Origin of the sequence: Polaromonas sp., from assembly GCF_049790275.1 — a bacterium.
Taxonomy (GTDB): domain Bacteria; phylum Pseudomonadota; class Gammaproteobacteria; order Burkholderiales; family Burkholderiaceae_C; genus Polaromonas.
The window spans coordinates 1-12,537 of record NZ_JBAQYR010000091.1 but is presented as its reverse complement, the minus strand read 5'-3'; the positions used below and the strand labels follow the sequence as shown (position 1 = coordinate 12,537).

At 63.3% G+C, this 12,537-nt stretch carries 14 protein-coding genes; 3 read left to right on the top strand and 11 right to left on the bottom strand.

Annotation, left to right across the window (positions count from 1 at the left end):
- The gene (locus tag WA904_RS12260; RefSeq protein ID WP_425197400.1) at positions 1-153 is read left to right on the top strand and encodes a glycine zipper 2TM domain-containing protein; all 153 of its coding nucleotides are present in this window, start codon (positions 1-3) and stop codon (positions 151-153) included.
- Between the two features lie 117 nt (positions 154-270).
- On the opposite strand, the gene WA904_RS12255 is transcribed toward WA904_RS12260, so the two are convergent.
- The 11 genes from WA904_RS12255 to mnmG all read right to left on the bottom strand — a co-directional run bounded on the left by WA904_RS12255 (position 271) and on the right by mnmG (position 11,109).
- Positions 271-1,719: a hypothetical protein gene (locus WA904_RS12255; protein WP_425197399.1), complete on the bottom strand. Its 1,449-nt coding sequence runs from the start codon at positions 1,717-1,719 to the stop codon at positions 271-273.
- Between the two features lie 25 nt (positions 1,720-1,744).
- Positions 1,745-2,605, bottom strand: coding sequence for a hypothetical protein (locus WA904_RS12250; protein WP_425197398.1), 861 nt, complete (start codon positions 2,603-2,605; stop codon positions 1,745-1,747).
- A gap of 39 nt (positions 2,606-2,644) precedes the next feature.
- On the bottom strand, positions 2,645-3,115 hold the full coding sequence (locus WA904_RS12245) for a hypothetical protein (RefSeq protein ID WP_425197397.1): 471 nt from the start codon (positions 3,113-3,115) through the stop codon (positions 2,645-2,647).
- Positions 3,116-3,141: 26 nt separating this feature from the next.
- Positions 3,142-3,783: a penicillin-binding protein activator LpoB gene (locus WA904_RS12240; protein ID WP_425197396.1), complete on the bottom strand. Its 642-nt coding sequence runs from the start codon at positions 3,781-3,783 to the stop codon at positions 3,142-3,144.
- 239 nt (positions 3,784-4,022) lie between these two features.
- Positions 4,023-4,958, bottom strand: a complete 936-nt coding sequence (locus tag WA904_RS12235) for a ParB/RepB/Spo0J family partition protein (RefSeq protein ID WP_425197395.1) — start codon at positions 4,956-4,958, stop codon at positions 4,023-4,025.
- A gap of 31 nt (positions 4,959-4,989) precedes the next feature.
- Entirely contained in the window at positions 4,990-6,264 is a 1,275-nt protein-coding gene (locus WA904_RS12230) for a serine hydrolase domain-containing protein (protein WP_425197394.1), read from the bottom strand.
- Positions 6,261-6,824 (bottom strand): RBBP9/YdeN family alpha/beta hydrolase, encoded by a 564-nt coding sequence (locus tag WA904_RS12225; RefSeq protein ID WP_425197393.1) that lies wholly within the window; start codon positions 6,822-6,824, stop codon positions 6,261-6,263. The genes WA904_RS12230 and WA904_RS12225 overlap by 4 nt, the downstream gene beginning before the upstream one ends.
- Positions 6,825-6,910: 86 nt before the next feature.
- On the bottom strand, positions 6,911-7,681 hold the full coding sequence (locus WA904_RS12220; RefSeq protein ID WP_425197392.1) for a ParA family protein: 771 nt from the start codon (positions 7,679-7,681) through the stop codon (positions 6,911-6,913).
- 31 nt (positions 7,682-7,712) lie between these two features.
- Entirely contained in the window at positions 7,713-8,339 is a 627-nt protein-coding gene (locus WA904_RS12215; protein WP_425197391.1) for a LysE family transporter, read from the bottom strand.
- A 110-nt stretch (positions 8,340-8,449) separates the two neighbouring features.
- Positions 8,450-9,109, bottom strand: coding sequence for a 16S rRNA (guanine(527)-N(7))-methyltransferase RsmG (gene rsmG, locus WA904_RS12210; RefSeq protein ID WP_425197390.1), 660 nt, complete (start codon positions 9,107-9,109; stop codon positions 8,450-8,452).
- A complete protein-coding gene (mnmG, locus tag WA904_RS12205; RefSeq protein WP_425197389.1) occupies positions 9,109-11,109 on the bottom strand; it encodes a tRNA uridine-5-carboxymethylaminomethyl(34) synthesis enzyme MnmG in 2,001 nt (666 codons plus the stop codon). Before mnmG ends, rsmG begins: the two co-directional genes overlap by 1 nt.
- Positions 11,110-11,451: 342 nt before the next feature.
- Here mnmG and WA904_RS12200 point away from each other — a divergent pair, with 342 nt between their 5' ends.
- Together WA904_RS12200 and WA904_RS12195 are read left to right on the top strand one after the other, a co-directional pair.
- Positions 11,452-12,030, top strand: coding sequence for an NADPH-dependent FMN reductase (locus WA904_RS12200; protein WP_425197388.1), 579 nt, complete (start codon positions 11,452-11,454; stop codon positions 12,028-12,030).
- Between the two features lie 61 nt (positions 12,031-12,091).
- Complete coding sequence (locus WA904_RS12195; protein ID WP_425197387.1) at positions 12,092-12,391, top strand: YkgJ family cysteine cluster protein; 300 nt, start codon at positions 12,092-12,094, stop codon at positions 12,389-12,391.
- The last annotated feature ends 146 nt before the right edge of the window (positions 12,392-12,537 follow it).

The following is a 12,537-nucleotide window of genomic DNA, read 5'->3' as shown; positions in this document are numbered from 1 at the left end:
ATGGCGGCACAGGGCGGCTATAGCAACGAGGCCGCGGGTGGCGCGCTGATCGGCGGGCTGGTGGGTTCGCGATTCGGGCAGGGCAATGGGCGAACAGCTGCAGCGGCCCTGGGTGCCGGGCTGGGCGCCTGGCTCGCGGTGCCGCGGGAGTAAATCCCCGGCTCCCGGTGTTCGCTTGAACCGCCCGCCTTGAATCTGGCGGCCTTCGTCGAGCTCCGTCAACAAAAAGGCCAGCATTGCTGGCCTTTTTTGTGGGTGTCTTTCAGCGACTCAGCCAGCGAAGGCCGCTTCGACCTCCTTGCGAAACACCGGATCGCGCGGGTGCGCTCCGGGCTCCAGCGGACCGGCCTCGCCAAGCAGCGACAGCGGTGCCAGCGAGCGGCCCCAGTAGAGCTGGCAGGAAGGAGTGTTGACCAGCCGCGTGGCCGCGCCGTGGGACACGCCGCCCTCGCTGTCCAGTGCCACGTTCAGGGTGCTGGCGCTGGTTTTCTGCGCGCCGGTGCCGAGCCAGACTGTCGCCGGCAATTGCTCCCATTCGCGGACGTCGGCCTGCGCCTGGGTGGCGTTGGCCACGCCCTGCGCGATCAGGCCGGCAAACATGCCGAGCATGCCCAGGCCCGCAGCGTCGCGGTTGCCGGTCGAAGCCGCCGCCAGCATGCCGATGTCACCCACGGCGCTGGCGACCGTTGCGACGCCCTGCGCGCCCTCCTTGAACGAGGCCTTGCCATTGAGCACGCCGTCGATGGGGCGACCCCCGCGGGTGGTGGCCTGGAAACCGAGGTCGGCGCCCATCACAAAGCTGCCGACGGCGCAGTCCGTGCCGCTGGTGGAGGTGCAGGCTGTTTTTGCGGTCTGCACCGGCATCTCGTGGGGCTGCCACTTGAGGACTTCGCCCGACTTGCCGCTGCCGTATTTAAAAGGTGAGCGACCGCTTTCAAACAGCACCAGCACCGGCTGGTCCACCTGGACCGTGCTGTAGTTGCTGTCGCCCTTGATGGCTTGCTGCAGGAAATCCCTGGCCATGCCGCTATTGCCATCGCAGTAGCTGGCCCAGCCCGCCATGTAAGGCATCAGCCCGAAGTCGCCGGCATATTGCTCGGCCTCGGCCACCGTGTCCTGGTAGTCCGCCTGCTTGAACAGCGCGCGCGCGTTCTGGAAGTCACCCTTGGCCGCGTACACCAAGCCGCGGTAAAAATGCGCCATGGCGCGCTCGTAAGGCTCGCCCTTGTAGTCCTTGATTTTTTCGGCCGTCCAGAGCGACTTGGCTTTTTGCGCCTCGGGGTTGTCTGCATAGATCAGGTCGATGCGGGTCACCGCCGCATCAAACGCCTTCTCGGCCAGCTCGATATCACCGGCTGCCAGCGCGGCCATGCCGATGCGCTGGAAGTTCAGCGTGGCATTGCGCTCCCCTTCGATGTACAGGCGCTGGAACAGCGGGCGCAACTCGGCGCTGGGCATTTTTTCGGCGAACCCGGCCGCAGCGGCCAGCACGTCGGGCGGCACCGGTGCGGTGGGCGCCCAGCGCTTGGCGGGCTTCTGGCTGGCCTGCGCTGCGGCCTGGGCCGTGGCCTGCTGCTGCGCCTGCTGCATGGGCGCCTGCATCAGGCTCTGGAACATGCCGCCAAACTGGGCATGGGCCGAGCCGGCCAGCAACAGGGCAGTGGCTGCCGCAACGGAGACTGAGACAGGACGGGTCCTGAAGAACGAGCGCTTCATCATGAAAACTCCAGTGCGGGTTGATTGGCTAGCGGTTCAATGCTTCGCCAAGCCTGGCGAGGGTCTGCTCGGCGACCAGCTTGCCGGTGTCGCCAACGGTGACGGGCTTGACGATTTCACGGAAGCCGCCGCGCGGGTCGGCTTCGAATCGGGGAGCAGGCTTGGGCGCATCTTCGGGCAGCCGGCCGTCCATGTAACCTTCGGCCAGTACCACGCCGTCCGCCAGCCGCTTGATGGACACATAGGTGGCCCAACCGGTCGGCGATGCGGCGTCGCGCGTGTTGAGCACTTCCATCAGGAGCTTGGCATGTTTGGTCAGCGCGTCGGTCTCGACTTGTTGCGAATCGAGGCCGCCGCCCTTTTGCTTCGCCGCCGTGGTGCGCATGACCACGTTGCGGTCTACGAGTTTGACGCCCGAAGACGTGATGGTCTGCATGAAAGCGCTGCGCATCTGCAGGTCCACCCGTTCCACGGGGCCGTTGCGTTGCGCCTGCTGCGTCTTGACTTCCTGGCTGGTGATGGTGGTGTTGCCGATCGTGGCGCCGCTGACCTGCGCTGCCGAATAACCGGGCACACGCACCGCCTCGCCGCTGGCAGCGCCGGCACGCAAGGTATCGATGCTCACCTGCGATGCGCTTTGCTGCTGCAGCATGTCTGTGAATTCGCGGTTCCAGAGCACAGCGATGGTCGGACGGCCCGCGCGCGCATAGGCGCTGCTGAAGCCGGACCGGTTGAATTGCGGCCCGGTGCTGACGGCCACCGGCGGCGGCGTGATCGTGTCCGGCATGCCCTGGCGGTAAGCGCTTTCGGGAATGACCGGCGCCGGGGTTTGCGCCAGTGCACTGGCCGCCAGCATGGCCAGGCCAAGGGACAGGGTGGAATGCCTCATGGGGGTGCCTCTTCTTGTTATCGGCGCTTGCGCCAATGTTTATCTGGCGGGTATCACGTAGCTCTGGCCCGGTGCAAACTGCGACTGGCCGCGGTTGCCGTCGTTGATGTCCACCGCCACTTTGTCGGTAGCTTGGGAGATGGCCGACTCGCCGTAAGTCGCCTGGCCGCGCGGCGTCAGGAACACGGTTTTCCAGGCGCTCGGTGGCTCGCTCTGGCCGCGGCTGCCGGTAAAACGCGTGCGCATGGTCAGCACCACATCGACGTCGGAGCAGTTGTAGACCGTGGTTTGCACGGCGGCCATGCCGGTGCCCGTCCGTGCGGTGGAAATCTCCTGCACGCCAATGACCTTGGCCAGCTCGGGCGAAAGCACAGCCACCGACACCAGATGGGGCGAGCCGGCCTGCTGCTCCCAGGTTTTGCAGCCGGAAAACGTGGGCGGTGTGGATTGTGTGGCGGCACAGCCGGCCAGAATGGCAACAGCTGCAGCGGTGGCAAGAATTCGGATCATGGGCGGCGTCCTCCTGTTTTTTCTGGTCAGCGGTAAATCACGTCGTCGGCTGCGGCGCGGGCAAATTCGTAAATCCCGCTCCAGACGATCTCACCGGACTCCAGGTCCGTCATTTCGAAGGCGATCTGCGTGTAGCGCTGGATCATTCCGGTCTTGGTGTTGCGGCTGTCGAGCGAGCCGATTTTTCCGGAGAGCCGGTAGTCGGCGCCGAGCTGCGCCTTGGTCAGGCCGGTGGTGCCGACATCGGTGGTGCCGCTGCGCTTGAGCGCACGCTCCTGCTCGATCATGGCCGTGTTCTGGCGGTTGATGAACTGCATGCGCGAACGCGCGGCGCGGTTCAGATTGACCATCAGGCGCTGCGTGATCAGGTTCTTATTGATCGCCTGCGAGCTCTCGTTGACGAAGTACTGGCTGTCGATGATGACGCGCGGGCGTTTGCCGGTTTCGGCAAAAATCTGCTCGGCCAGCATGTCACGCATCATCTGGTCCGTCATGGCCAGGATGTCCTGGCTTTCGACACCGACGCCGGACACCGGCCCCTTGCGGCCCGGGTCCACGTCCATCGACGACACGCCGGTGGCGTTTTGCAGTGGCGGATTGGTCTGGCAGGCGGCCAGGCTGCAGACGAGCAGCAGCAGCGAAGCGGTTTTGGGAAGGGTGCGGTTCATTGGCGGGCTTCTTTCATCGGGGGCGTCGGGGATGCCGGCAGGCAAGCTCGACGTAGAACAATTTCGTACAAACCGTGACGGTTGTTTACAAAATCAGTATCCCGAATGCCTAAACAGCGCACCATCCCATAAACGTGGGATTCGGCTCCTGCAAATAGGGGAGAAGGAAAGAAGCCGCGACAGGCGGCACCCGGGATGGAGGCCTGGCCGCCTTCATCCCGATAACTGCACTTGCCCGGTTATTTGGTGCCGCGCAGGCGCTCGATCAGCCCGTTGAGTTCGTCCATGGAGGCGAACTGGATCGCCACTTCACCGGTGTCTTCGCGCCGGCCGTTGCGTTTGACCTGCTTTTTGACGCGCACTTCCACGTCGGCCATCAGCAGGTCGGCCAGCTCTTCTTCCACGCGTCGGGTATCGCGTGACTTTTCCTTGGTGTTTTTCTGCGGCTTGAGCGAGAACTCGGCGCTGAGTTTTTTGACCAGGCTTTCAGCCTCGCGCACCGACATTTTTTTAGCCGCAATCTGGTTGCCAGCCGTGATCTGGGTAGCCCGGTCCAGGCCGAGCAGCGCGCGTGCATGGCCCATGTCGATGTCGCCAGCCATCAGCATGGTCTGCACCGGCTCGGCCAGGTTCAGCAGGCGCAGCAGGTTGGAGGCGGCGCTGCGCGAGCGGCCCACGGCCTGCGCGGCGAGCTCGTGGGTGAGCCCGAACTCCTTGACCAGGCGCTGCAGGCCCTGGGCTTCCTCGAGCGGGTTCAGGTCTTCACGCTGGATGTTTTCAATCAGCGCCATGGCCGCGGCCGACTCGTCGGGCACGTCCCGCACCAGCACCGGCACGCTGTCCAGGCCCGCGAGCTTGGCGGCACGGAAGCGCCGCTCGCCGGCAATGATTTCATATTTGCCGTCGTTGGCGCCGGAGGTCAGGCGGCGCACAAGAATCGGCTGCATGATGCCCTGCACCTTGATGGACTCGGCCAGCTCGTAGAGCGCACCTTCGTCCATGCGTGTGCGCGGCTGGTACTGGCCGGCCACCAGGTCGGCCAGCCGCAGCGAGGCCGGCTGGCCCGGGCTGGTGGCGCTGCTGTTCGCGTTGTCTTCAGTCGCGGATTCACTCACTTTGGGACCCAGCAGGGCTTCAAGTCCGCGGCCCAGGCCTTTGGGTTTTTTGGTAACCATGGTTTTATGTTCTCTCCATCTTCAAGGTAAATCATTCAACTGTGCTGCCGCCCAGCGACTGCAGCACGCCGCGCCAGAGCGCATCGCGTTCTTCATAAGGCTGTGCGTCCTGCCGGCCGCTGGCGCTTTCCCACACCGAGGTCAGCACCAGTACCAGGCCGGTGGAAGGCTGCACATAAACGGTCTGGCCATGGATGCCCTGCATGGCAAAGGTGCGCTGCTTCAGCGGCATCAGCCAGAACTGGTAACCGTAGCCAAAATAAGGCGTGGCTTTGCGTGGCTTGAAAGCCGGCGGCTGGCGTGTGGCATCGGTGGCGTCCAGCAGGTAGTCAAGCGACAACACCTGTTGACTGCCAACCTTGCCATCGTTGGCAAGCAGCAAACCCAGGCGTGCCCAGTCCCGCAAGCTGGCGTTAAAAGCGCCATAGGACTGCTCCTGTCCGTCAACACCAATGCGCCAGAAAGCGTCGTGCTCCGCGCCCATGGGTTTCCAGAGCCATTCGCTGGTGAGTTCGGCCACGTTTTTTCCGGTGGCCGAACTCAGCACGCGGCCCAGAATATCGGTCTCGGCACCGGCGTAGACGAATTTTTCTCCGGCAGGCGAGTGGCGATCGGTGATGGAACGCAACACATCCGCGGGTGTGCCCGCTCCCGGCGCCCCGATGGTGGCGCGCGAAAGCCGGGCGATGTCGTCTTTGCCGTCGTAGCGCTCGGTAAACGTCAGGCCCGAGCTCATGCGCAGCAGTTGGCGAATCGTGGTGGCGCCGTAGGGGCTGCCAGCCAGCGCCTGAACATATTTTTCGGCGACGTCGTCCAGCGAAGCGATCAAGCCGCGTGCATGGGCCTGGCCAATGAGCAGGGAGGTGACGCTCTTGGCCATCGAAAACGAAATAAAGCGTGCATCGTCCTTACGCCCGTAGCGGTAGTGTTCGGCAACAATCTCGCCGTTTTTGAGCACCAGCAGCCCCGTTGCGCGTTGGCGTTCCAGGTACTCAACCAGCGTGTAACCGATGTTGCGATAGCGGTAGCTGATGGCCGGCGGCTGCGCGGCGCGAGGCAAGGGGCTGGCTTGCAGCGCACGTGCTACCTGCCGGGTCTGGATACCCGGCACCTTGTCCAGCGCTGACCAGGAGCCAACGCGGTAAGGGTTGCGTTGCCAGTTGCTCACGGTGCCCAAGGGATAGTTTTGCGGCTTACCGAGCAGGTCTTCGTCAGGTTCGGCCCAAACCGGCGCAGCCAATGCGGCGCATGTGGCCAGCACCAGCGCAAAGCGGCCAGGAAAGCGGTGTTGCGGAAATGTGTTCATGGCTTGGCCTGCATGGCGTCAGGCAAACCTTGCAGGCGCAGCAGATGAAGATGCGCCTCGGGCCAGTCGCCCAGGCCGCTGTCGGCATTGAGGTGCCCGCGTGCACCCGCATCGATACGTTCGACACCCCAGGCTGAGGCAAACTGCCCCGCCCGCGCCGGCGCGCAAAACGGGTCGTTGCTGCTGGCAAACACCAGCGTCGGAAAAGGCAGCGGCTGTAGGGGCACCGGCGCCCAGCTGCTGAGCATGGGGCGGATGTCCTCGCGCTCCACATCGGGCGGTGCCACCAGCAGCGCACCTCTGACGCGCTGCGTGTTTTTCGAGTGGGCAGCCCAGGCCGCGGTGAGTATGCAGCCCAGGCTGTGCGCCACCAGCACAGCGGGCTCATCGCAGGCCAGCAGCACTTCTTCGAGCCGTGCAATCCAGTCGCCGCGCAAAGGGTGCATCCAGTCGTGCTGCTCCACGCGCTGGTAGCCGTGGGCCCGCTCCCAGCGGCTTTGCCAGTGGTCGGGGCCGCTGTTCTGCCAGCCGGGAAGGATCAGGACATTCGAAGGTTTCATGCGGAAAAGGGTTTTGCTATTATTTCAATAGCTGTCAGCGCCTACCACACAGGGGCTGGAAGCCTGTTTGACTATGCACCCCGCCATCACATGGTCTTGATGCGCTGGACCATCTCCTCGGCAAAGGTCACAAAGGCCTGCGCGCCCCGAGACGAAGGGTCGAACACCACGCCGGGCAGGCCGTAGCTGGGCGCCTCGGCCAGGCGCACGTTGCGCGGAATCACGGTGTTGAACACCTTGTCGCCGAAATGCTCCTTGAGCTGGTCGCTCACCTGCTGCTGCAGGGTGATGCGCGGATCAAACATGACGCGCAACAAGCCGATGATGGCCAGGTCCTTGTTGAGGTTGGCATGCACCTGCTTGATGGTGTTGACCAGGTCGGTCAGGCCTTCGAGCGCAAAGTACTCGCACTGCATGGGCACGATCACGCCATGCGCGCAGCACAGGCCGTTGAGTGTCAGCATGCTCAGCGATGGCGGGCAATCGATCAGCACAAAATCGTATTCGCTGCCCACATCGGCCAGCGCCAGCTTCAGGCGTTTCTCCCGGCGCTCGACCTCGACCAGCTCGACCTCGGCGCCGGCCAGTTCGCGGTTGGCCCCCAACACGTCGTAGCCGCACTTTTCGCTGTGCACGCGCGCCTCCAGCACCGAGGCGGATTCGAGCAGCACGTCGTACACCGTGAGTTCGAGCTTGCGCTTGTCCACGCCCGAGCCCATGGTGGCATTGCCCTGCGGGTCGAGGTCGATCATCAGCACGCGCTGGCCCACCTTGGCCAGCCCCGCGGCCAGATTGACCGTGGTGGTGGTTTTGCCCACCCCGCCCTTTTGGTTGGCAATGCAGAATATCTTGGCCATGTTGTTCTTCTTTTTGGTTGTCGGAAACGGGTTACTTGGAAACCGCGAGCTTGATGCCGAAGCCGATCAGAAATACGCCGGCGGCCTTGTTCAGCACGGCCGAGATTTTTGGATTGGCGCGGATGCGTTCAGCCAGGAAATAGGTGATCAGCACCGACGTCAGGCCATAAAGAAAGGTCAGCCCGGCAATGGTGGTGGCCATGACGGCAAAGGTTTTCAGACCCTGGTGCTGGGCCGGGTCCACAAACAGGGGGAAGAAGGCCATGTAAAAAACAATCGCCTTGGGGTTAAGCAAGGTGATCAGCAGCGCCTGGCGGAAGTAGTGCCGGGGCTTGATCTGCAGGATGGGCGCATCTCCCGCTTTGGCCCTGAGCATCTTGATGCCAAGCCAGGCCAGGTACACCGCGCCGGCCCACTGGACCAGATGGAAGGCCGTTGGGTAAGCCGCCATCACCGCCGACACGCCGGCCACGGCCGCCCAGAGCAACACCTGGTCACCGGCGATCACGCCCAAGGTCGCACCCAGTCCGCCGGGGATGCCACCCTTGCTGGTCGAGGTGATCAGCGCCAGGTTGCCAGGACCGGGAATCAGCAGAAACACGATGATGGCGGCAACAAAAGCACCGTAGTCGGCAACGCCGACAAATGAACCCAGCATAGGAAAATCTCCAGAAACAGAGGTTTTGAGTTTACGTCAGCACACCGGCTGAAAATCCGGCACAGCCCGACATCAGCGACTGATCCGCCGTTTTTTCGCTGGGTGCGTGGTTAAACCGCTTCTTTCGGGCGCATCCAGACCATGCAGCGCTCGGCAGCCAGCCCGGGCACCACCAGTTGTTCCACGTGAAACACCCCGACGGCGGGCGGCAGTGCGGCGATTTCATCTTCCGGGTGCTTGCCTTTCATGGCCATCCAGACGCCATGCGGCGCCAGCGCCCCCACCGACCATTGCGTGAAGTCCGGCAGGGATGCGAAGGCTCGCGAGCAGATGACGTCGAACGGCTGCTTGATGGTTTCAACCCGCGCATGCAGGCCGGTCAGGTTGGGCAACTTCAGCGCCAGCGCTGCCTGTTTGATGAAAGCTGCTTTCTTGGCCACCGTATCCACGCAGCTCACTGCCACCGTGGGGCAACAAACTGCAATCACCACGCCCGGCAGCCCCGCACCTGCACCCACGTCCAGCAGACTGGCGCCCTGCTCCAGGCCGGCCTGCTGCAAATGCCGGCGCAGCGGTGGAACAGCCGCGAGGCTGTCCAGCAGATGGTGCGTCAGCATTTCCGCCGGGTCGCGTACCGCGGTCAGGTTATAGACCTTGGTCCACTTGGCAATCAGGTCCAGGTAATCCAGCAACTGGCCCACCTGGTGATCACTCAGCGCCAAATGCAGCGCCTTCAATCCAGCGCGCAAATCCTGTTCGCCGCTGCGCATCAGGCTTCGGCCTGCTCGGCAGAGGATGGCAGCGGGGTGGTGTTTTTCCAGAGGTTCTTCTTCAGGTGCACCAAAAGCAGCGACACGGTCACCGGAGTGATGCCGGAGATGCGCGAGGCCATTCCCAGGGTTTCGGGCCGATGTTTGGCCAGGGTTTGCCGCGCCTCGAAGCTCAAGGCTGTGACCTGCAGGTAGTCCAGGTCCGCCGGCAGTTTGAGGTTTTCGTAATGGGAAGCCCGCTCGACTTCGGTTTTCTGCAGGTCGATGTACCCGGCGTATTTGACCGCAATCTCAATCTGCTCAACCACGTCCCGGGCCATGTCGGCGACCGCCGATGTTTCACGTGAAACCTCGGGGCCCAGTTCGGGGTTGGCATACTTGCCGCCATCCAGAGACATCAGCGAGGCGTAGTCCACATCGGGCCGGCGCAGCAGATCAAGCAGGTTGTACTCATGATCAATCGCCTTGCCCAGAACACGTTCAGCCTCCGCCGGTGGCAGGTTGCGCGGGTTCACCCAGATCGAACGCAGCCGCTCTGTTTCACGTGAAACAGCGTCGCGCTTGCGGTTGAAGGCGTCCCAGCGGGCGTCGTCCACCAGCCCCAGCTCTCTGCCCTTTTCGGTCAGGCGCATGTCGGCGTTGTCTTCCCGCAGCATCAGGCGAAACTCAGCCCGGCTGGTGAACATGCGGTAAGGCTCGGTCACACCCTTGGTGATCAGGTCGTCCACCAACACGCCGAGGTAGGCCTCGTCGCGCCTCGGCAACCAGGCCTCTTTCCCCTGGCATTGCAGTGCGGCGTTGATGCCGGCGAACATGCCCTGGGCTGCCGCCTCTTCATAACCGGTGGTGCCGTTGATCTGCCCAGCGAAGAACAGGCCGCCCACGGCCCGGGTTTCAAAGCTGGTTTTCAGCGCCCGCGGGTCGAAGTAGTCGTACTCAATCGCATAGCCGGGCCGCAGGATGTGGGCGTTTTCCATGCCGGCCATGGAGCGCACCAGGTCGTACTGAATGTCAAACGGCAGGCTGGTCGAAATGCCGTTCGGGTAGATCTCGTGCGTGGTCAGGCCTTCCGGCTCCAGGAAAATCTGGTGGCTTTCCTTGCCGGCAAAGCGGTTGATCTTGTCTTCCACGCTCGGGCAATACCGCGGGCCGACCCCGTCAATCTTGCCGGTGAACATCGGGCTGCGATCAAAACCGGAACGGATGATGTCGTGTGTACGTTCATTGGTATGGGTGATCCAGCACGACATCTGCTTCGGATGTTCGATCTGCCCGCCCATGAAGCTGAACACCGGCACCGGCCCGGGTGTGCCGCCCGGCATGCCGTCGCCCGGCTGTTCGGTGCACTTACTGAAATCAATGGTGCGGCCGTCAATGCGTGGCGGTGTACCGGTTTTCAGCCGGCCCTGCGGCAGCTTGAGTTCCTTGAGCCGTGCCGAGAGCGAGACCGCCGGCGGGTCACCCGCCCTGCCCGCCGCGTAGTTGTTCAGGCCGACATGGATCTTGCCGTCCAGGAAAGTCCCGGCCGTCAGCACCACGGTGCGCGAGCGGAACTTGATCCCGACCTGCGTGACGGCGCCAACCACCCGGTCGCCCTCAACCATCAGGTCATCGACCGCCTGCTGAAACAGCCACAGATTGGGCTGGTTCTCCAGCCGCCGGCGAATCGCCGCCTTGTACAGAACGCGATCGGCCTGCGCCCGGGTGGCGCGCACGGCCGGCCCCTTGGAGCTGTTGAGGATGCGGAACTGGATGCCACCTTCGTCAGTCGCTAGCGCCATGGCGCCGCCCATGGCGTCCACTTCCTTGACCAGGTGGCCCTTGCCGATGCCGCCGATCGAGGGGTTGCAGCTCATCTGCCCCAGCGTCTCGATATTGTGGGAAAGCAGCAGCGTCTTGCAACCCATGCGTGCCGAGGCCAGCGCAGCCTCGGTGCCGGCATGGCCGCCACCGACCACGATCACATCAAATTCTTGCGGATATACATAAGGCGAGTGCATCACGCCTCCTTCAATAAAGCAGTCGTCAGGCGAGGTGCCTGCAGCCCTGGGAAAACCCAGTCGAGCCCGGAATCATCCGCCACGAACCCGCATAAGAGCTTGTGGCTTTCACAGGGCGAAACGCATGATTTTATCAGGGAGCCTCTTTTTTGTGCAGCGCGCCCCTCAAAGCGTCCATGCCACGCCGCGGTTGTTACGGCAGCGCATTTTGCTATTATTTTAATAGCTTACATCGCCCGTCCTGTAAGGGCCAGGGTCCAATAGCGCTGCATAAAATGCCGCTCTGCCCTTGCCGGACACACCAAACGCCGCGCTGGCCCGGCTCGCAAGCACAATAGAGGCATGAAACTTCTTGTCTTCGCCGGCACCACCCGGCTCGCATCCTTCAACCGTAAACTGGCCCGTGCAGCCGCCGATCTCGCGCGGGCCAGCGGCGCCGAGGTCACCCACATCGAACTGGCCGATTTCGACATCCCGATGTACAACGCCGACCTCGAAGCCAAAGGCACGCCGGCCGATGTCATGAAGCTCAAGCAGATCATGTTCGAGCACCCGGCCTGGATCATCTGTTCGCCCGAATACAACGGCAGCTACACCGCCCTGCTCAAAAATACTGTTGACTGGGTCTCCAGCCCGGTCAAGGGTGACCCGGCCTGGCAGGAGGGTTTCAAGTCCTTCAGCGGCAAGGTTGTCGGCATGCTGAGCGCGTCGCCCGGCGGCCTGGGCGGCCTGCGCTCGCAAAGCCACCTGGTGCCGCTGCTGCTCAACGCGCAATGCTGGGTCGCGCCCAAGGCTTTTGCGCTGGGCCATGCGGGTGATGCGTTTGACGCGCAAGGCCAGCTGGTGAATGAAGCGCATCGCAAGAACGTGCAGGCGGTGATCGATCAGGTGCTCTGGGCCAGCCGGCGCCTCAATGCCTGAATGGGCGGTTGGCCCATGCTGCACGGGCGCCATCAGCTTTTTTTAATAGCAAAAGAGACTCATGAATTGCCGCCCCGGCTGCGGTGCCTGCTGCATCGCCCCTTCCATCAGCTCGCCCATCCCCGGCATGTCGCAGGGCAAGCCGGCGGGGGTGCGGTGTGTGCAGCTGGATGAGGCCAACGCCTGCCGCATCTTTGGCCGGCCGGAACGGCCGGCGGTGTGTGGGCAGTTGATGCCTTCGGTGGAGATGTGTGGTACGAGTGCGCCGGCTGCGTTAGCCTGGTTGACGCGGTTGGAGTTGGCTACTGCGCCTATCCCAGCGCCTGCTGCTGGAACCATTGCGAGCTTGATCTCTGGGTGAGTCTTCGAGCAAGCCGGGTCTCGCCCCGGCGGGCGACTCACTTTCTCTTGCGTCGCTGTACGGACAGGAGACATACGAAACAGGTGTTCGGAGACATAGGAAACACTTCTTCAGCGCTATTGGCGCAAGGAGAAGTGCATGCCTTG

Excerpts from the sequence above, each read along its gene's own strand:
- WA904_RS12195 (WP_425197387.1), top strand. The coding sequence starts at position 12,092 with ATGAATTGCCGCCCCGGCTGCGGTGCCTGCTGCATCGCCCCTTCCATC.
- mnmG (WP_425197389.1), bottom strand. The coding sequence starts at position 11,109 with ATGCACTCGCCTTATGTATATCCGCAAGAATTTGATGTGATCGTGGTC.
- WA904_RS12225 (WP_425197393.1), bottom strand. The coding sequence starts at position 6,824 with ATGAAACCTTCGAATGTCCTGATCCTTCCCGGCTGGCAGAACAGCGGC.
- WA904_RS12245 (WP_425197397.1), bottom strand. The coding sequence starts at position 3,115 with ATGATCCGAATTCTTGCCACCGCTGCAGCTGTTGCCATTCTGGCCGGC.
- WA904_RS12230 (WP_425197394.1), bottom strand. The coding sequence starts at position 6,264 with ATGAACACATTTCCGCAACACCGCTTTCCTGGCCGCTTTGCGCTGGTG.
- WA904_RS12250 (WP_425197398.1), bottom strand. The coding sequence starts at position 2,605 with ATGAGGCATTCCACCCTGTCCCTTGGCCTGGCCATGCTGGCGGCCAGT.
- WA904_RS12260 (WP_425197400.1), top strand. The coding sequence starts at position 1 with ATGGCGGCACAGGGCGGCTATAGCAACGAGGCCGCGGGTGGCGCGCTG.
- WA904_RS12200 (WP_425197388.1), top strand. The coding sequence starts at position 11,452 with ATGAAACTTCTTGTCTTCGCCGGCACCACCCGGCTCGCATCCTTCAAC.
- WA904_RS12235 (WP_425197395.1), bottom strand. The coding sequence starts at position 4,958 with ATGGTTACCAAAAAACCCAAAGGCCTGGGCCGCGGACTTGAAGCCCTG.
- WA904_RS12255 (WP_425197399.1), bottom strand. The coding sequence starts at position 1,719 with ATGATGAAGCGCTCGTTCTTCAGGACCCGTCCTGTCTCAGTCTCCGTT.
- WA904_RS12220 (WP_425197392.1), bottom strand. The coding sequence starts at position 7,681 with ATGGCCAAGATATTCTGCATTGCCAACCAAAAGGGCGGGGTGGGCAAA.
- WA904_RS12215 (WP_425197391.1), bottom strand. The coding sequence starts at position 8,339 with ATGCTGGGTTCATTTGTCGGCGTTGCCGACTACGGTGCTTTTGTTGCC.
- WA904_RS12240 (WP_425197396.1), bottom strand. The coding sequence starts at position 3,783 with ATGAACCGCACCCTTCCCAAAACCGCTTCGCTGCTGCTGCTCGTCTGC.
- rsmG (WP_425197390.1), bottom strand. The coding sequence starts at position 9,109 with ATGCGCAGCGGCGAACAGGATTTGCGCGCTGGATTGAAGGCGCTGCAT.